A 17,927-nucleotide genomic window follows, 5' to 3' on the forward strand; every position below is an offset into this window, starting at 1 on the left:
ATCGCCACTTATGCGGCTGGGTGGCCGCTGGAGCGGCTCAGAATGCCGCGGGTTGGAGCGGAGGTCCTTGACCGGCTCGGGTTCCGGCGGCACTCTCGCAGGACCCGAATCGGTCATGTTAAGGCTGTATACCAGTCATCGCCTGGAGGCGTTGGTGGAGCAACTGGCGGAGGTCGCCCGGACACCGCTGCGCTCGCCGCTGCGGCCGGAGATGGTCGTGGTGCAGAGCCAGGGCATGGCCCGCTGGCTGAAGCTCGAGCTGGCGGCCAGGCACGGCATTTGCGCGAACTACCAGTTTCCGTTCCCCAAGGCATTCTGCGCGGATGTTCTGGCGGCCAATCCAGGCGAGCGGGTACTGCTCGATCGCGAGGTGATGCTCTGGGACATCATGCGGCTGCTGCCGGAGATGTTGAAGCGGCCGGAGTTCAAAGCGCTGAAGCACTACCTGGCGGATCGGACTGATACTCGGAAGCGTTTCCAGTTGGCGTCGCAGATCGCCAACCTGTTTGACCAATACCTCGTGTTTCGCCCCGAGCTGGTGCTCGCGTGGGACCAGGGGCGTTTGAGCGGCACAGACTCCGCGCCGAATCCCGACGAGCTTTGGCAGGCGGCGCTTTGGCGGCGGTTGCAGCAGGAGCGGCCCGTGGCGCATTTGGCCGCGTTGCTGGGGAAGTTCAAGGAGCAGGTGGCCCGGGCCGAATTCGAAGCGCGGGCGGTGCCGGAGCGCGTGTGCATCTTTGGCATCTCGGCCCTGCCGCCGTCCTATTTGCACGTCTTCTGCGAGCTGGGGGCGCGCGTTGACCTGCACTTGTTCCTGCTCCAGCCTTCCAGGGAGTATTGGGGCCTGATCGTTAATGCGCGCGAATCGGAGCGGATGCGCAAGGCAGCCCGGCAGGATGCTGCCGGGGCGCTGCACCTGGAAGCGGGCAACCGCCTGCTGGCGTCCCTCGGCACGCTGGGCCGGGACTTCCTGAACCTGGTGTTGGACGCCGCGGATTGGGACGAGCAGACTTTGTTCTCCGATCCGCCGGAGGAGAACCTCTTGCAGAACATCCAGGCCGATATTTTCCACCTGCGCGACAGGGGCCGTGATGATTGTCCCCGGCTCGCCATCAGCGAAACGGACGCTTCGTTGCGGGTGCATGCCTGTCACAGCCCGCTGCGCGAAGTGGAGGTGCTTTACGATCATCTGCTCGACTGGTTTGAGCACGACCGGACGCTGAGACCCCGGGACGTGCTGGTCATGACGCCGGATATCGAGACCTACGCGCCGTTTATTCAGGCGGTGTTCGACTGGCCTGGGGAGAAGAACCCGGGGATTCCGTTCAGCGTGGCCGACCGCGGGCTGCGCTCGTCCAGCCAGGTCGCGCAGGCGTTTCTGGGTCTGCTGAGCCTTCCCATGACGCGGTTGGAGACCTCCCGCGTCCTGCGCATTTTGGAGGCCGGCCCCGTGCGGGCGAGGTTTGGCCTGTCTGAGCCGGACCTGGACATCGTCCGGGACTGGGTATGCCGGACCAATATCCGCTGGGGCCAGGACGCGCGCCAGCGAGAGAGCCTGGGCCTGCCCGGCTTGCCGGAGAACACCTGGCAGCAGGGGATGGACCGGCTATTCGCGGGCTACGCCATGGCCGGCAAGGGGGAACAGATGTTCGGCGAGGTGCTGCCATTCGATGGCGTGGAAGGCGGCCGGGCGGAGGTGCTCGGTCACCTGGCGGAGTACTTGAAGCGCCTGTTTGACCTCGTGGCGCAGCTCAAGGAGCGGCGAACCATCGGGCAGTGGGAGGAGGTCTTACTGGCGGCGCTGGAGACGTTCTTCCAGCCAGAAGACGCGTCGCTTCCCGACGTGCTGTTCATCCGCTCGACGCTGCGCCAGTTGGCGAAGCAGGCGGCTGAAGCGGGGCATGTGGAACCGGTGGACCTGGCGGTGATGCTCGAATCGCTCAACCAGAAGCTGGGAGAAGACCAGTTCGGGTCGGGCTTCATTACCGGCGGCGTTACTTTCTGCGCCCTTAAACCAATGCGCAGCATTCCGTTCAAGGTGATCTGCCTGATCGGGATGAATGACGGCGACTTCCCCCGCGCCGACCGGCGCCTGAGCTTTGACCTGATGGCGCAAAAGCCGCGCCCGGGCGATCGCTCGTTGCGGGATGACGATCGGTATCTGTTCCTGGAGACGTTGCTCTCGGCGCGGAGGCGGCTGCACATCAGCTATGTCGGCCAGTCCATCCGCGACAACAGCGAAGTGCCGCCGTCGGTGCTGGTAAGCGAATTGCTGGATTACGTCGCGCAGGCCTACGAAGTACCCGGCCGCGACATTCTAAAAGACCACGTGCTGGTGCGGCACCGGCTGCAGGCTTTCAGTCCGGCGTATTTCACGGGCCAGGACAAAAGGCTGTTCAGCTATTCGATGGAGAACCGCCAGGCCGGCCAGCGCGGCCAGGCGGCCCGGGTCGTGCCGCCGTCGTTCCTCGACACTCCGCTGAGCGAGCCCGGCGTCGAATGGCGCGAAGTGGAGGTGTCAGCGCTGGCGGGGTTCTTCTGCAACCCGGCGAAGTGGTTGTTGACGCGCCGGCTGGGGATGCGGCTGGAGGGAAAGGAGGAGGCACTCGAGGAAGTGGAGCCGTTCGAGGTGGGTTCACTGGAGAACTACAGCATCCGGCAGGAACTGGTCGAGCGGGCGCTGAAAGGCGAGGCGACCCGGGAAGCCCTGCGGCTGATGAAGGCGGCGGGGCGCCTGCCGCTGGGCGAAGCCGGGGCGCTGAATTTCAACGGGCTGCAGGCCGCCGCCGAGGAGTTTCTGGAGCGCCTGCGCCCGCACCTGGGCGAGGGCTACCGCGCGCCCGTGCCGGTGGATTGCCGGCTGGGGGAGTTCCACCTGACAGGGGAAATCCGTCGGGTGACCGCCAGCGGCCTGCTGCATTACCGGTGCGCCGGCTTGAAGGCCAAGGACCGGCTGCGGCTGTGGGTCGAGCATTTGGTGTTGAATGCCGCCGCGACCGGGGGGGCGGGGTCGGGTGCCGTTTTGGTTGGCAGCGACGACACGCTGACCGCCTCGCCACCGGCGAATGCACCGGAGGTCTTGTTGGAGCTGTTGAGACTCTACTGGCGGGGACTGAGGCAGCCGCTCAAGTTCTTCCCGCAGACAGCCCTGGCTTATGCCGAGGCCGCGTCGAAGCGCGATCCGCTGGCAGTCGCGCGGAGGAGTTGGGAAGGCAACGATTTCTCTACGGCGCCGCCTGAGTCCGATGACCCCTACTTTGATCTATGCTTCCATAACGTGGACCCGCTGGACGAGGAGTTTGAGGAAACGGCGCTGGTGGTGTTCGGGCCGCTGCTGGGCGGGCTGAAGGAGGCGAAGTCGTGAAGGCGCCACCAGTGTTCCGGCTGGCGGAGACGGAGCTGCGCGCGGGCACAAGCCTCATTGAGGCCAGCGCGGGCACGGGCAAGACGTTCACCATCGCCGGCCTGTTCCTGCGGCTGATCCTGGAGCGGGACCTGTCCGTGAACCAGATTCTCGTGGTGACCTACACGGTGGCGGCCACCGAAGAATTGCGAAACCGCGTTCGCCAGCTCCTGGCCAGGGCGCGCGAGGCATTCATGACCGGCGCCAGCGAGGACGCTTTCCTGAAAGCGCTGCTCCAACAGCATGCGGCCCAGGCCAAAAACCTGGCTGCTCGGCTGACGACGGCGCTCGATGGCTTCGACGAGGCGCCCATCTACACCATCCACGGCTTCTGCCAGCGGGTGCTCAAAGACCGGGCGTTCGAGACCGGCAGTCTCTTTGACACGGAATTGGTCACGGATCCCGTGCCGTTGCTGCGACAGCTCGTGGAAGATTATTGGCGCAAGCAATTCTATCGCGCGGACCGGCTCCCGGTGCTCTTTGCCCTGAAGAACAAGCTGAGCCCTGAAGCGCTGCTGCCGCTGGTCCGGGAATGCCTGCCCCATCCGGCTCTCAAGCTGCTCCCGGATCCGGAGGCACTAACCCCGGCTGCGGTGGCCGCGGAGCTGGAAGGGGTCTTCAGCTCCCTGCGGGAAACCTGGCGCAAAGAGAAGGATGCCATCCGCAGCCATTTTGGCAGCGGGGCCAGGTGGGCGAACCAGCCTTACAACAAGGAACGGGCGATGGCGGACGCGTTCCGCCAGATCGAGCATTGCCTGGGCGCGCCGGGGTTTCCGGTGGCGGCATTGGACGCCTTGCTGCGGTTCCGCAAGTCCGCAATTGCCGGGAATGTGTCCCGGAAGGTCAAAGGCGCGGTCGCCCCGGAGCATCGCTTCTTTGACCAGTGCGAGCAACTGGCAGCGGCGGAGAAGCGTTATGTGATCGCCTTGAGGCTCGGCGCGTTCCGCTATGTCGAACAGGAGCTGCCGCAGCGGAAGGACGAGCTCAAGATACAGTTCTATGATGACCTGCTCCGGAACGTGCACCGGGCGTTGGCGGGCGAGCACGGGCAGCGCCTGGCAACGATTCTGCGCAGCCAATACGCGGCGGCGCTCATTGACGAGTTCCAGGACACCGACCCCTTGCAGTATGAGATCTTCCGGCGCGTGTTTGCCACGCCGGAGCATCAGCTCTTCCTGATCGGCGACCCCAAGCAGGCCATCTACGGATTCCGGGGAGCGGACATCTTTACTTACCTCGAGGCCAGCCGGCAGGCCAGCCAGACCTATACCCTCAAAGAGAACTGGCGCTCGGAGTCGGGCCTGGTCCGCGCCGTCAACACCGTGTTCGGCGAGTCCCCACAGCCGTTCGTGTTCGACGACATCGGCTTCCACGCCGTCGAGGCCAGGGGCGAGGCGGACAAGCACCCGCTGAAGGTGGACGGCGAGCGGCAGCCGGCCCTGCGGTTCTGGTTTTGCCGGCGGGACGAGAAGCCGATCACCATGGAGACAGCCAAGGTGAGGTTGCCGGCAGTAGTCGCCTCAGAGATCGTCGCGTTGCTCAACGGCCCGGCACGGGTGGGAGACCGGGACCTGTTGCCTCAGGACATCGCTGTGCTGGTGCCAACCAACCGCCAGGCGGAATTGCTGCAGCAGGCGCTGGGCCGGCTCAAGATCCCCAGCGTGCTGCACACCACCGCCAGCCTCTTTGCGTCGCGCGAGGTGGCGGAAATGCAACGTGTGCTGGCCGCCATAGCCAACCCGACGCGGGAATCGGAGTTGCTGGTGGCGCTCGGGACCGACCTGCTGGGTTACACCGGCGCGCAGCTCGAGACCCTCGTCAGGCAAGAGGCCCAATGGCAGGACATTCTGGAGCGCTTCCGCGGTTACCTCGATCTCTGGCTCCGCCGGGGCTTCATCCAGATGTTCCGCAGTTTCATGCAGCGGGAACAGGTCCGGCCCCGCTTGCTGGCCTTCCCCAACGGCGAGCGCCGGCTCACCAACCTGCTGCACCTGGCGGAAGTGCTTCACCAGGCCAGCCTCGAGCGCCGGCTCGGCGTCGCCGGCCTGCTCAAGTGGATCGCCGAGCAGCGGGAGGTTAAGGACCAGGCCAGTGAGGAACACCAGCTCCGGCTCGAGACCGACGAGCGGGCGGTGAGGCTGGTCACCATCCACAAGAGCAAAGGGCTGGAATACAACGTGGTCTTCTGCCCCTTCTCCTGGAAAGACAAGGACATCGAACACCATGGCGAAGACCAGGTCCTCTACCACGAGCAGGGGGATGGAAGACTCACGCGCGACCTGGACAGTCCCGAGTACGACGCCCATCGGCAGTCGGCCCTGGTCGAGCGGCTGGCGGAGAATGTGCGTCTGCTCTATGTGGCGCTGACGCGCGCCCGGCACCGCTGTTACTTCGTCTGGGGCGCCTTCAACGGCGCCGGCACTTCCGCCCCGGTCCGCCTGTTGCATCCGCCCCCCACCAACCAACCCAACGTGGTCTCGGCTCAGGAGCAGCACTATAAGAATCTGAGCGACGAGCAGCTCCTGGCTGACCTGCGCCAGCGGGTGGACCAGTCGGTAGGCCCGGAGGATGGCCCTGCCATCGAGGTGCAGGACCTGCCCGAACCAGCGGAGACGCCGCTTGCCGCTCCGGTCTCAACCGCCCCGGCGCTGACATGCCGCAAATTCACTGGCGCCATTGCTCGCGACTGGCGCATCAGCAGCTTCACTTCGCTCACGGCCAATCAAGACGAAGAAAGGCCCGACCACGACGAGCTCGGCGCCCAGGGCAGGGACGGCCCGCCGGGGCGTCCGGAGTCCATTGCCTCCGGCATCTTCGCCTTCCCCGGCGGCGCCAAGCCTGGCACCTGCCTGCACAAGATTCTGGAGCAGCTTGATTTCACTCAATGGAACCAGCCGGCCACGCATGAGCTTGTGCGCGACCAACTCCAGGCGCACGGCCTGCCCGCAGCTGAATTCTCCGACATCATTGTTGAGATGTTGGGCCGGGTGCTGACCGTCCCGCTGGATGAGAAGGTTGCTGGCCTGACCCTGGCGAAGCTCTCTACCGGGCAGCGCCTTCAGGAACTCGAGTTCCACTGCCCGCTCGGCAGGATTTCGCCGGAGACACTCCGGCCCCTGCTCCGGGAACACCGGTTCGCCGGGGCGAAGGATCCCGGCATCGAGCCGGAGGGCTTCTCCTTCACCCCCGTTCGCGGGATGCTCAAGGGGTTCATTGACCTGGTGTTCGAGTTCGGGGGCCGGTTCTACGTGCTGGACTGGAAGTCTAACCACTTGGGCAACCGGGTCGAAGATTACGCGGCGGCCGCTTTGGCTGACGAAGTGCGCCGCCGGCATTATTGCTTCCAATATCAGCTCTACACCGCTGCCTTGGATCGGTATCTCCGCTTGCGGCTGCCGGGGTATAGTTACGAGAAGCACTTTGGTGGCGTGTATTACCTGTTCCTGCGCGGCATTGACCCGGCCCGGCCTGGCTTCGGTATCCACCGGGACCGATTGAAGGAGTCCTTCGTCCGAAAACTCAATGGTCTGCTGACCAGCGGCGCGGGAGGATCGACGGCATGAGGATTATCCGCCAATTGCTGGGCAGCGCGGCCTTTAGCGATGTGGACCGCCACTTCGCGGCCTTCATCGAGGCACAGCATGGCCGGGCTCAGCCGATGCTGGCCTTGGCGGCAGCGCTGGCGAGCCGGCAACGGGGTGAAGGGCATATCTGCCTGGATCTGGCGGGCCTTGCAGGAAAGGTCTTTCCGGACAAGCCGACTGCGGGCGTCATCCCGATCCAGCTTCCGCACCTCAAGGACTGGCTGAAAGACCTCGGGGCCTCCGAGGTGGTCGGGGTGCCAGGCGAATTTCGGCCACTGATACTGGATGACCGCCACCGGCTCTACCTGCACCGCTACTGGAACTATGAACAGAGCCTCGCCAAGGCAATCCGGGCTCGCGCAATCGAACAATCGGATGGACCAGACCCAGCCGCATTCAAGCAGAAGCTCCAGGCGCTGTTTCCACCCGAACCCGGGGGAGGCGTTAACTGGCAGGCGGTTGCCGCGATGGCCGCGGTGCGACGGAAGTTCTGTGTCATCTCCGGCGGGCCGGGCACGGGCAAGACTCACACGCTGGTGCTGATCCTTGCGTTGCTGCTGGAACTGGACCGCTCCCGCAAATTGCGCATCGCCGTCACTGCGCCGACCGGAAAGGCTGCGGCTCGCATCCAGGACTCTATCCAGCGAGTCAAAGAAAAGCTGCCCTGCGGCGACACGATCAAAGCCCAACTGCCCGAGCGCGCCACGACCATCCACCGTTTGCTGGGATACGTCCCTGACTCGACTCAATTTCGATACAACGCCGACAACCTGCTGCCCTATGACGTGGTCGCAGTGGACGAAGCCAGCATGGTGGACCTGGCCCTCATGGCCAAGCTCTTCGACGCCATATCCCCCTCAGCCCGCGTGATACTCCTGGGAGACAAGGATCAGTTGTCTTCGGTCGAGGCGGGGGCGGTTTTGGGCGATATATGCTCCGCGGCCGTTCCTGTGAATCCTGATGCTGGTGGATTACCTGAGAAATCTGGGTCTGCGGGGTCGCTCGCCCTCCCCGCCAATCACACTTTGGGCGACTGCGTCGTCCAACTCCAGCGGAACTACCGCTTCGGCGAGCAAAGCGGGATCTATCGGCTAAGCAGTGCCATCAACGCCGGGCAGGCCGAGGAGGTCTGGCGAGTTCTTCGCGACTGCCAGGGCAGCAGGGAGGGCGACCTTGTCGGGGTGGCGCTCCCTTGCCGCGCGGCGTTGAAGGAGGCTCTGCGGCAGCAAGTGATAGCCGGTTTCAGCGCATTTCTGAAAGCCTCCGATCCACTCCAGGCATTGGCGGCGCTGGCGCAGTTCCGCATCCTGTGCGCCTTGCGCGAAGGCCCGTTTGGAGTCGCCAGTCTGAACGAGATGACGGAGGACATTGTGGAAGAGGAAGGACTGATCAGCCGACAGGATCCCTGGTATGACTGCAGGCCCATCATGATCACGCGCAATGACTACAACCTCAAGCTCTTCAACGGCGACATCGGCCTGATCCTGCCCGAGGGCGGGAGCGGCGAGCCGCGGGCCTTCTTCGCCGGGCCGGACAACACCGTGCGCAAGTTCCTCCCGCTCCGCTTGCCGGAGCATGAAACCGCTTACGCGCTGACCGTGCACAAAAGCCAAGGCTCGGAGTTCGACCGCGTCCTGCTCGTCCTGCCCGACCGCGACAGCCCCGTCCTGAGCCGCGAGCTCCTCTACACCGGCATCACCCGCGCCCGGAAAGGTGTGGAGCTATGGTATGCCGAGGCGGTCCTCTGCGCCGCTCTCGCGCGCCAGGTCCGCCGCACCTCCGGACTCCGCGACGCCCTCAGAAAGTAGTGGTAAACTTGCCCCGCCCATAGTTCACGATCGGACGGTCCCGGTCCCACTTCACATTCCAGAATTGGATGTAGTTGCCGTGGGGTTTCCATTCGAACGCCGAGAAGACCAGCCCCCTTTTGTGCTCGACTACTTCCCAACCGCTCCACAAGCCGGGGGCCGGCCAGTTAAAGTCCAGGGCTTCCCAGTTCTTAGACTTGGGATCACGGGTTTTGTAAAGCTTGCGGCCGAGGCTGCTGCTGGCAAAAAGGTAATAGGTGCCGCGGTGTTCGAAGACGCGCGGGCTTTCTGGTTGGCTGAATGTGATCACGGCCGGGCCGAGGTCTTTCCAGGTCACCGCATCCGGCGAACTCAGCAGGGCGATCGCCCCTTTGCCCTCCCGGGTGGTCGTCATGATGAACAGGAGGAATTCCTTCTTGTAACGGATGATGTGGGCGTCGCGCCAATCCACCCAGCCGTTTGGGTGGTGCAGCACCCATTCCGGCGCGGTGCTGATCGGATTAGCCGAGTGACGCACCCAGTCGAACAGATTCCTGCTGGTTGCAAGCCCGATGCTCTGTTTCCCGAGCGCGCGATTGTCGAACCCGGTGTAAACCATGTAGAACAACCCGGAGTGCTTCACGATGGAAGGCGCTGACACCACCTGCCCTTCCCAGGTGTTGGAGCGCACCTGCAGTATGCGGGGATGATGCTCCCATTCCCAAAGATCGGGCGAGGTCGCATGCCCGAAGGCCTTTTCGTTCGCTGGTTCCTGCCAATCCTGGGTGGCTCCGGCGTCGCCCACGTTGTAGTACAAGTGGAAAGTCTTCCCTTCCTTGAACACGTAATAATCCTTCAGATACTCGCCTTTGCGCTCGAACCAGCCCACGCCTCCGATTCGAGAGACCTGAGTGGGAACACTGGCCTTTGTTCCGGCCGTGTTTTCGGCGGCGAGAACGTTGGCGGACAATAGGCTAATCAGCGGGAAGGAACAGTAGGCAGCTGCCATCCAGTCATTCAATCGTCTGGTTTCCGTCATGGTGGGCTCGGAGCATTTCGCGCCCGTTGCCGATTGTCGAGAAGATTGCGGTGAGAGGGAAGAATACCACGCCTGACATGATCAACTCCATCATCGACCAGGTGAAGCCGGACTATATCCAAATCGATTGCAAGGGTCACCGCGGACTCTCCGGCTACCCCACGAAGGTTGGCAACCTCACGCCCGGCTTTTTGGGCGACCCGCTGCGCACATGGCGCGAAGTGGTCCGGGTTGAGGTCATAGATGGCCAGCCTGTCTGGCACACCTTCCCCCCACTCACGCGCCACCCCCGGTGGAGGCGTCCGCGGCCTACATCCCCATGATCTGGTAGCCGCAATCCACGTAAATCACTTGCCCGGTGATTGCTGCGGCGCCGTCGCTGGCAAGGAATAGGCCGGTCGCGCCCAGTTCCTCGGGCAGGACGTTGCGCTGGAGTGGAGAGTGGGCCTCGTAATGCTTGAGCATCTCGGTGAAGCCGCCAATGCCGCGCGCGGCCAGCGTGTTCACGGGGCCGGCGCTGATGCAGTTGACGCGGATCTTCTTCGGGCCCAGGTCGTAGGCGAGGTAACGGGTGCTGGCTTCGAGCGAGGCCTTGGCCACGCCCATCACGTTGTAGTGCGGCACGACCTTCTCGGCCCCGTAATAGCTCATGCCGATGATGCTGCCGCCGTCGGTCATCAGCGGCGCGGCGGCGCGCGCCAGCGCCACCAGCGAATAGGCGCTCACATCGTGCGCGATGCGGAAGGCCTCCCGGCTGGTGTTGACGAACTCGCCTTCAAGGGCGTCCTTGGGGGCGAAGGCCACCGAATGCAGCAGCAAGTGCAGCTTCCCGAACTTATCGCCCACCGCCTTGAACACGCTGGCGACTTCCTCGTCGCGGGTCACGTCGCAGGGCAGGATGAGAGTGTCCGCGCCGAACGCTCCCGCCAGTTCCGCGACGTTCTCCTTCAGCCGCTCGCCCTGGTAGGTGAACGCGAGCTTCGCCCCCGCGCTGTGCCAGGCCTGGGCGATGGCCCAGGCAATGGAACGTTTGTTGGCCACGCCGAAGACGATTCCATGTTTACCAGCCAGTAGGCCCATACTTGGTCAAATAAGTTGTCGAGTTAATCGGGTTAAGTCGGTGGAGAAACCAGTAGGCCAAGCCGGGCCGACTGGCAAGGGCTTTTGGCGGCGGACCTCACGTCCCTCTTCGCCAAACGGCCAGCAGGCCGCCCAGCCCCAGCAGCAGGAGGCCGCTCACAGCCAGCGCGCCGCTGTGTGTATATTGGGGCAGGAAATAAAGCGAGGCCGCGCCGACCGCCGGGCCGGCGAAGTTGCCCAGGCCTATGGCCGCTTCGTGAATGCCGCCGTGCTCGCCTTTGGTGTCGCCCAGGTCCATGGAGTAGAAAAGCGAGGAGTAGTAAATCAGACCGGCGACCACACCAAAGATGAGCTGGGCCAGGATGACAACCGCAAGGTTCGGCGCCATGACGATGACGGCGAAGGTGACGATCATCGTCACGTAGGAAGCCGCCAGCCAGCGGAAGCGGTAATGCCAGCCCGCCCAGTGCCACAGCACGAAGAACGACGCCACCCGTGAAAAGCACCAGAGCGAACAGCAGAAACCGGCGGCGGTCGTTGAGAGGTCCAGGCGGCCCGCGACGCCGGGCATCACGGCGATGAGCGTGTTAATGGCGATGTAGGCAAAGGGGTTGGCCAGCCACGCGAGTTGCAGGAACACCTTGGTCCTGGTGGCTGATACGAGCGGCGGGGTCGCGGGTGCAGAGCGCTCGGCGGGCGAGTGCGGCGCCAGCCCGGCCTTGGCTTCCAGCCAGAAGGTAAGGCAGAACTGCACGAGCACGATGGCCGCGGGGAGATAGAAAAGGCTGCGGGGGCCGAGCACCTCGAACACGGCGCCGCCGATGAAGTAGGAAACGGCGGCCGTGCCGGACCACATCACATTGTAGATGCCCACCATGCGCTGGACGCCGGCGCGGCTTTCGCCCTCGCTGACGAGCGCTTCGAGGGTGGGCCAGGTGAAACACATGCCGACCACCGCCAGGGCCATGATCATGATGTGGCCGGCGGCGGAATGAAGCTGGCTGCCGACCGCCAGGGCGGCAATCATGATGCCGAAGCCGAGCTTCAGGGCGGTGAAGTAGCCAAAGCGCTGGGCGAACATGCCCCCCAGCCAGGCCATGAGGGCATAGACGCCGCCGTTGAGGGCGGCCAGCAACAGGTTGGCCCGGTTGCCGTAGCCGAACTCCGTCTGCATGAAGAAGTAGAAATAGTAGAAGTAGTAAACGGTGGCGAAGGAGTTGAGTCCTTCGAGGACGAAGCAGCCGGCTTTGAGGCGACGAGGGAACATGGAAGCTATGGCTCGGTGTTTGGTGCGTGTGGTGTGGGGTGCTTTCGGGGTCTGCCCCCCTCCACTTTCAACCCTCAACCCCTTCCAGCGCCGCGCGGCAATACCACTTGACCGCGTTAGTCATCGGAGGCTGGAGCTGCTCGAGGTCGGCGGCGGCGCACCAGCGGATATCGTGATGTTCGGAGGCCGACAGCGTCAGCGTGCCGTTCCTGAGCCGCGCCCAGTAGATCATGCCGATGTGCTGGTGGGTGTCCGTGATGCGATGGATGTCCAGAAAGCGCGGGGCGATCAACGCGCGAGTGCCCGGCTCGGTCGTCGGGGGGCGTTCCCCCACCAACTCGACTTCCAGCCCGCTCTCCTCCCTGGCCTCACGCAGCGCGGCGATCTCCGGGTCTTCGTCCAGCTCCACATGTCCGCCCAAAGGCAGCCACTTGTTCAAGTTGCGGTGGTGAACGAGCAGCACCTTGCCCCGGTGAATAACGAAGATGGCGACGGTGAAGTCAATTCTCTCGTGGATGTGAGCCATGCGGGCTAATCACCAGCCATCAGCCGCCGGTGGGCTTCAGTAGTCATACAGCCCGCTATCGTGCGAGTAACCCCCCATCCCGCCGGGGCCACCCATGCCGCCTTCTTCGTCTTCTCCGCCCATGAAATCGCCGAGCACATCGCCCATATCCGCCTCGATCTTCTCCGGGTCTTCGCCGGCTTCGAGGCGCTTGATGGCGACCTCGAGCTCTTTGGGCATAGTGCCAGGCGGCATGAGGTCCTTCATCTTGCGCATCATGTGGGCCATGTGCCTGGGATTGTTCTCATCCAGATGCTCCATATCGCGCTCCATCTCCATCATGGCGCGCTCCATCCGCGGATCTTCGAAATCGGGCATCGGCGGCTCGCCGGCCTCAGGCTCCTTCTTAGCCGACGGTTCCTTGAGACCGCGCGAGGTGGCAAAACGGCTCATCTGCTTCAACAGCTTCTTGTTGCCGCACTTGGGGCAGACCGGCGAGCGGTCGGGATTGATCCGCTTCGAGAGGAAGTTAAATATCACCCGGCACTTCGGGCAGGCATATTCGTAAATTGGCATAGTGTGCTGGTAAACTCGTCAGGAAAATATTAGCAGAAGGGCAGCAGGACGGAAAGTGGGAATCGGTTCCCCTCGCGCAGCCCGCGGTGGACTCAGGCGCCCACAGCCGTCCCAGGCCCTCCAGTGCTAGCTGACCAGCCAGCTTAGGATCGCCTTCTGAACGTGGAGGCGATTCTCTGCCTGGTCGAAAATGGTCTGCGCGTTGGCTTCGAAGGTCTCCTCGTCTATTTCCTTCCCGCGATAGGCGGGCAGACAATGCATTACGAGCGCGCCGGGCTTGGCCAGCCGGACAACCTCGGCGTTAAGCTGGTAGCCGCCCATCTGCTGGTTGCGCTCGACAGACTCCTTTTCGCGTCCCATCGAAACCCAGACGTCCGTATAGAGCAGATCCGCCCCTGCGGCCGCGGCTCGGACGTCATCCGTGAGCACGATCCCGCCGCCCGCCCGTTTGATGAGTCCCGCCGCGGGCTGGAACGCTTTCGGAGCGGCAATGCGCAACTCGAAGCCGGCCTTGCCGGCAGCAAAGACATACGACGTGGCCATATTCCCCGCACCGTCGCCAATGAAGGCAACTGTCTTGCCCCGGATTGCCCCCCGCTTCTCCTGATAGGTGAAGATGTCCGCCAGAATCTGGCACGGGTGCTCGTGGTCCGTCAGAGCATTGATGGTCGGAATGCCCGCGTACTGGGCGAATTCCTCGACGTCGTTCTGGGCAAAAGTCCGGAAGACAGCGCCGTGCACCATCCGCCCCATGACCCGCGCGGTGTCCTTGATCGGTTCGCCGCGGCCAAGGTGGATCTCGTTGGACGGCAGAAAGATCACCTGCCCGCCCAACTCGCGGATGCCGACCTCGAACGAGAGACGGGTGCGCGTGGAGGACTTGGTGAAAACCATTGCCCAGGTTTGCCCGGCCAACGGCAATCTGGTGTGCCGCCCCCGTTCCTTCTTCAACGTCACCGCCTCAGCCAGAATGGCATTCATGTCCGGCTCGGCCAGTTTCTCAATGCTCAACAGATGCTTCATGTTCAATGCCGGCCAGGTGTCGAACCTGGCCGGAAGCTGGCTAGTCTGCCAAACCAGCGACCACCGACTCAAGTATCTTTAAGCCGTCCTCGGCCTCGGCGGGCTTCAGATTCAGCGGAGGCAGGAAACGCAGGACCCGGCTTCCGGCGGGAATTGCCAGCAGTCCGGACGCATGCAGCAGGTTGGCGAACCGGGCGGACGGGTTCTTGGCCGGGTCGCCGGGCAGCTTCGGCAGGGCGGGTGCCAGCTCCATCCCAAGCATCAAGCCAAGCCCGCGCACGGCCTGGATGACGGTGGGATACTTGCCGGCCAGTCGCTGCAGGCCGGCCTTCAGCAAAGCGCCAACCTGCCGTGCGTTGTCGGCCAGCTTCTCGCGCTGAATCACCTCGAGAATCTTCAGGGCGACGGCGCAGGCCAGCGGCGAACCGCCATACGTTGTGCCGTGCGAGCCCGCGCCCAGCAAATCGGCGTAGGGCGCCCTCACCCAGAATGCGCCGATCGGAAAACCGCCGCCCAGCGACTTTGCCATCGAGATGCCGTCCGGCAGAAAACCGCCGCCCCCCGGCACGCCCTCCAGGATGCGCTGGAAGCTCTGGAAGCGCCCGCTGCGGAAATGACCGCACTGCACGCTGTCCATGAGCAGCAGCAGCTTCTTCTCATCGCACAGCCGCCTCAACCCCAGCAGGTAGTCCGGTGCGGCCGCCAGCACGCCTCCTTCCCCCTGGATGCCTTCGATCATGATGGCCGCCGTGGCGGGCGAAAGGGCCGCGCGCATGGCCTCCAGGTCGTTGTAGGGCACCTGCCGGAAGCCCGGCACCATCGGTTCAAAGCCCTTCTTGACCTTCTCCTGGCCGGTCGCGGCAATGCCAGCCAGCGTCCGTCCGTGGAAGGAATTCACTGTGGTGAGGACCTCGAAGCGCCCTTCGTCGTGGCCGAACTTGCGCGCCAGCTTGAACAAGCCTTCATCGGCCTCCACGCCGCTGTTGCAGAAGAAGCACTTGCCGGGGCCAATGAGCCCAACCAGCGCCTGCGCCAGCCGGCCCTGCGGCTCGTGGTAATAGAAATTCGACGTGTGGATCACCTTGCGCGATTGCTCGACCAATGCTTCCGTGATCGCCGGGTGCGCATGGCCCAGCGAACTCACGGCAATGCCGCCGCCCAAATCCAGGTATCGCCGCCCCGTGATGTCGCAAAGGTAGCTGCCCGAGCCGTGGCTGAGCACGATGTCGAAACGACCATAGCTGGGCACGACATTCTGTTGAAAAAGGGCCTGCACGGCTGCGGCGTCGTTGCGGACAACCGGTGGCGGCGACGGAACAATATCTTTCATAGTCTGCGCGTCTAACGGATTAGGGAGATTGTTAACAGGAGTCCGTGGTGAGGAAAGCCAAATACCCGGTCGCTTGTGGCCGCCGGTGCCTTCAGTCGGGGCCAGGCATACCAAGGGATACACACCATATACGCGCCGTATCCACACCGTATCCACACCGTGGATACAGCCTTGACACCTGGAACGGGGGCTTTTGGCATAACCCACTGTCCTTATTGCACTTATATGCCATTTTGACCAAATAGCATCTCGGCAGGCCCAACGGGGCGCCCGCAGGCGCTTCTTGTGCCGCGGAGACGATTTCTGGCAGATAGCTTGAGTCACCGCACCCGCTTGCCTAGATTGGTCGAATCATGAGCACACCGTTGAACGAGCAGGTGCAGGCGACAGCCGGCTGGATTCGCAGGCTGCGCGAAGAGATCGCCCGGGTCATCGTTGGCCAGGAGCAACTGGTGGACCGGTTGCTGGTCGGCGTGCTGGCCAACGGGCATGTCCTGCTGGAAGGCGTGCCGGGCCTGGCCAAGACCATGTCGGTGCGCACGCTCGCGGCAGCCGTTCACGCCTCCTTCCATCGCATCCAGTTCACCCCCGACCTGCTCCCCGCCGATATCGTCGGCACGCTCATCTATAGCCCCCAGGACGGCAAATACCACGCCACCAAAGGCCCCGTGTTTGCCAATTTCGTCCTGGCCGACGAAATCAACCGCGCGCCCGCCAAGGTGCAATCCGCCCTGCTCGAAACGATGCAAGAACGGCAGGTGACGCTCGGCGGCGAGACAATGCCGCTGCCGCTACCCTTCCTCGTGCTGGCCACCGAGAACCCGATTGACCAGGAAGGCACCTACCCCTTGCCCGAAGCGCAGGTGGACCGCTTCATGTTCAAAGTGCTGCTCGACTACCCCTCCTTCGCGGAGGAACGGAAAATCCTCGACCGCATGGCCTTCACCGCGCCCGAAACGCAGGTCCAGCCGGTCATCCCCCTGGAGGAAATCCTCCGGACACGCAAGCTGGTGGACCAGATTCACGTGGACGAAAAGGTGCGGGATTACGTGGTGCACATTGTGTTCGCAACCCGCAAACCGGAGCAATACAAGCTGGACCTGAAGCATTTCATCCAGTTTGGCGCCTCGCCGCGAGCAACCATCTACCTCACGCTGGCCGCCAAGGCCTGGGCGCTGTTGCAGGGCCGGGCGTATGTCACCCCCGAGGACGTCAAAAGCATCGGCCCCGATGTATTGCGGCACCGGATAATCCTCACCTACGAGGCCGAGGCGCAAGCGGTGACCACAGATGCTATCATCAAAAAGATCTTCAACGCCGTGCCGGTGCCGTGACCATTTCTGAGCTGCTCGAAAGCGTTCGCCGCGTGGAGGTGCGCACCAACCGCCTGGTCAACGACACCATGGTGGGAGCCTACCTCAGCCATTTCAAAGGCCGGGGCATGGACTTCGAGGAACTGCGCGAGTATATCCCCGGCGACGAGGTCCGCGACATTGACTGGAATGTCACCTTCCGGATGGGGCGTCCCTTCGTCAAGCGCTACCGCGAGGAGCGGGAGCTGGCCATGGTGCTGGCCGTGGATGTCTCGGCCTCGTCCGCGTTCGGCTCCCTGCGCCGCACCAAACGCCAGTTCGCGGCCGAAATTGCCGGCACGCTGGCAATCTCGGCCACCCGCAGCAGCGACAAAGTGGCCCTGCTGCTGTTCACCGACCAGGTGGAACTGTTCCTGCCGCCGCGCAAAGGACGGCGCCACATCCTGCGGCTCATCCGCGAGATGCTCGGCTTCCAGCCGAAGCATAGCGGCACCAACATCCCCGCCGCGCTGGCGTTCCTGAACCGCATCCTGCACCGGCGCTCGATCGTCTTCCTCCTCACCGACTTCCTCCACAGCTTCGGCCCAACGGTCACCCAGCCGGGCTCCGGCCGCGACACCGTCCAGGAAATCGGCCTCACCAACGCCCGCCACGACCTGGTGTGCGTGCACCTGCATGACCCGCGCGAAAGCAGCCTGCCTTCCGCGGGTTTGCTCACCGTCGAAGACGCCGAGACCGGGGAGTTGCTCGAAGTGGACTCCGGCCGCGCCGTCGTGCGCGCGAAGTTTGCCGAGACCAACGCCGAGCGCCTCGCGGAACTGGATCGCGCCCTGCGCCGCGCCGGGGTGGACACGTTGCGCTTCAGCACCGCCGAATCCTTCGCGCAGACGCTGCAATCCTTCTTCGAAACCCGCCGCGGCAGGAGGAGAGGATGAAAGGCCGAAATCCGAAGGCCGAAATCCGAAGGCCGGACAGCGAGATCCTGAGCGCCGGCGGAATGCCGTCATTGCCAACCCCAGC

12 protein-coding genes are annotated in these 17,927 nt (G+C 63.9%); 5 read left to right on the plus strand and 7 right to left on the minus strand.

Annotated elements, in window-relative coordinates; genetic code table 11:
* Positions 1 to 115: 115 nt before the first annotated feature.
* From recC to recD, 3 genes are read left to right on the plus strand one after another with little or no spacing between them, the layout of a single operon-like run.
* Positions 116 to 3,364: an exodeoxyribonuclease V subunit gamma gene (gene recC / locus P5205_03175; GenBank protein ID HSA09351.1), complete on the plus strand. Its 3,249-nt coding sequence runs from the start codon at positions 116 to 118 to the stop codon at positions 3,362 to 3,364.
* Positions 3,361 to 6,966 carry an exodeoxyribonuclease V subunit beta gene (recB, locus tag P5205_03180; protein HSA09352.1) on the plus strand — a complete coding sequence of 1,202 codons (3,606 nt, stop codon included), beginning with the start codon at positions 3,361 to 3,363 and terminating at the stop codon, positions 6,964 to 6,966. Before recC ends, recB begins: the two co-directional genes overlap by 4 nt.
* The gene (gene recD / locus P5205_03185) at positions 6,963 to 8,795 is read left to right on the plus strand and encodes an exodeoxyribonuclease V subunit alpha (protein HSA09353.1); all 1,833 of its coding nucleotides are present in this window, start codon (positions 6,963 to 6,965) and stop codon (positions 8,793 to 8,795) included. The genes recB and recD overlap by 4 nt, the downstream gene beginning before the upstream one ends.
* Here recD and P5205_03190 read toward each other — a convergent pair.
* The 7 genes from P5205_03190 to P5205_03220 all read right to left on the minus strand — a co-directional run bounded on the left by P5205_03190 (position 8,785) and on the right by P5205_03220 (position 15,594).
* On the minus strand, positions 8,785 to 9,783 hold the full coding sequence (locus P5205_03190; protein HSA09354.1) for a hypothetical protein: 999 nt from the start codon (positions 9,781 to 9,783) through the stop codon (positions 8,785 to 8,787). The two genes, recD and P5205_03190, sit on opposite strands and share 11 nt — an antisense overlap.
* A gap of 339 nt (positions 9,784 to 10,122) precedes the next feature.
* Positions 10,123 to 10,893, minus strand: a complete 771-nt coding sequence (locus tag P5205_03195; GenBank protein HSA09355.1) for an enoyl-ACP reductase — start codon at positions 10,891 to 10,893, stop codon at positions 10,123 to 10,125.
* A 97-nt stretch (positions 10,894 to 10,990) separates the two neighbouring features.
* The gene (locus P5205_03200) at positions 10,991 to 12,160 is read right to left on the minus strand and encodes an MFS transporter (GenBank protein ID HSA09356.1); all 1,170 of its coding nucleotides are present in this window, start codon (positions 12,158 to 12,160) and stop codon (positions 10,991 to 10,993) included.
* Between the two features lie 67 nt (positions 12,161 to 12,227).
* Positions 12,228 to 12,686, minus strand: a complete 459-nt coding sequence (locus tag P5205_03205) for an NUDIX domain-containing protein (GenBank protein ID HSA09357.1) — start codon at positions 12,684 to 12,686, stop codon at positions 12,228 to 12,230.
* Positions 12,687 to 12,722: 36 nt separating this feature from the next.
* The gene (locus P5205_03210; GenBank protein HSA09358.1) at positions 12,723 to 13,241 is read right to left on the minus strand and encodes a zinc ribbon domain-containing protein; all 519 of its coding nucleotides are present in this window, start codon (positions 13,239 to 13,241) and stop codon (positions 12,723 to 12,725) included.
* Between the two features lie 126 nt (positions 13,242 to 13,367).
* A complete protein-coding gene (gene argF / locus P5205_03215) occupies positions 13,368 to 14,264 on the minus strand; it encodes an ornithine carbamoyltransferase (protein HSA09359.1) in 897 nt (298 codons plus the stop codon).
* Positions 14,265 to 14,304: 40 nt separating this feature from the next.
* On the minus strand, positions 14,305 to 15,594 hold the full coding sequence (locus P5205_03220) for an acetylornithine transaminase (protein ID HSA09360.1): 1,290 nt from the start codon (positions 15,592 to 15,594) through the stop codon (positions 14,305 to 14,307).
* A gap of 353 nt (positions 15,595 to 15,947) precedes the next feature.
* Between P5205_03220 and P5205_03225 the strand changes: the two genes are divergently transcribed.
* Positions 15,948 to 16,928: a MoxR family ATPase gene (locus P5205_03225; GenBank protein HSA09361.1), complete on the plus strand. Its 981-nt coding sequence runs from the start codon at positions 15,948 to 15,950 to the stop codon at positions 16,926 to 16,928.
* Entirely contained in the window at positions 16,925 to 17,842 is a 918-nt protein-coding gene (locus tag P5205_03230; GenBank protein HSA09362.1) for a DUF58 domain-containing protein, read from the plus strand. Before P5205_03225 ends, P5205_03230 begins: the two co-directional genes overlap by 4 nt.
* Positions 17,843 to 17,927: the final 85 nt, after the last annotated feature.

Source organism: Candidatus Paceibacterota bacterium (genome assembly GCA_035452965.1).
Classification (GTDB): domain Bacteria; phylum Verrucomicrobiota; class Verrucomicrobiia; order Limisphaerales; family UBA8199; genus UBA8199.

Excerpts from the sequence above, each read along its gene's own strand:
- recD (HSA09353.1), top strand. The coding sequence starts at position 6,963 with ATGAGGATTATCCGCCAATTGCTGGGCAGCGCGGCCTTTAGCGATGTG.
- P5205_03210 (HSA09358.1), bottom strand. The coding sequence starts at position 13,241 with ATGCCAATTTACGAATATGCCTGCCCGAAGTGCCGGGTGATATTTAAC.
- argF (HSA09359.1), bottom strand. The coding sequence starts at position 14,264 with ATGAAGCATCTGTTGAGCATTGAGAAACTGGCCGAGCCGGACATGAAT.
- P5205_03205 (HSA09357.1), bottom strand. The coding sequence starts at position 12,686 with ATGGCTCACATCCACGAGAGAATTGACTTCACCGTCGCCATCTTCGTT.
- P5205_03195 (HSA09355.1), bottom strand. The coding sequence starts at position 10,893 with ATGGGCCTACTGGCTGGTAAACATGGAATCGTCTTCGGCGTGGCCAAC.
- P5205_03200 (HSA09356.1), bottom strand. The coding sequence starts at position 12,160 with ATGTTCCCTCGTCGCCTCAAAGCCGGCTGCTTCGTCCTCGAAGGACTC.
- P5205_03225 (HSA09361.1), top strand. The coding sequence starts at position 15,948 with ATGAGCACACCGTTGAACGAGCAGGTGCAGGCGACAGCCGGCTGGATT.
- P5205_03190 (HSA09354.1), bottom strand. The coding sequence starts at position 9,783 with ATGGCAGCTGCCTACTGTTCCTTCCCGCTGATTAGCCTATTGTCCGCC.
- recC (HSA09351.1), top strand. The coding sequence starts at position 116 with ATGTTAAGGCTGTATACCAGTCATCGCCTGGAGGCGTTGGTGGAGCAA.
- P5205_03220 (HSA09360.1), bottom strand. The coding sequence starts at position 15,594 with ATGAAAGATATTGTTCCGTCGCCGCCACCGGTTGTCCGCAACGACGCC.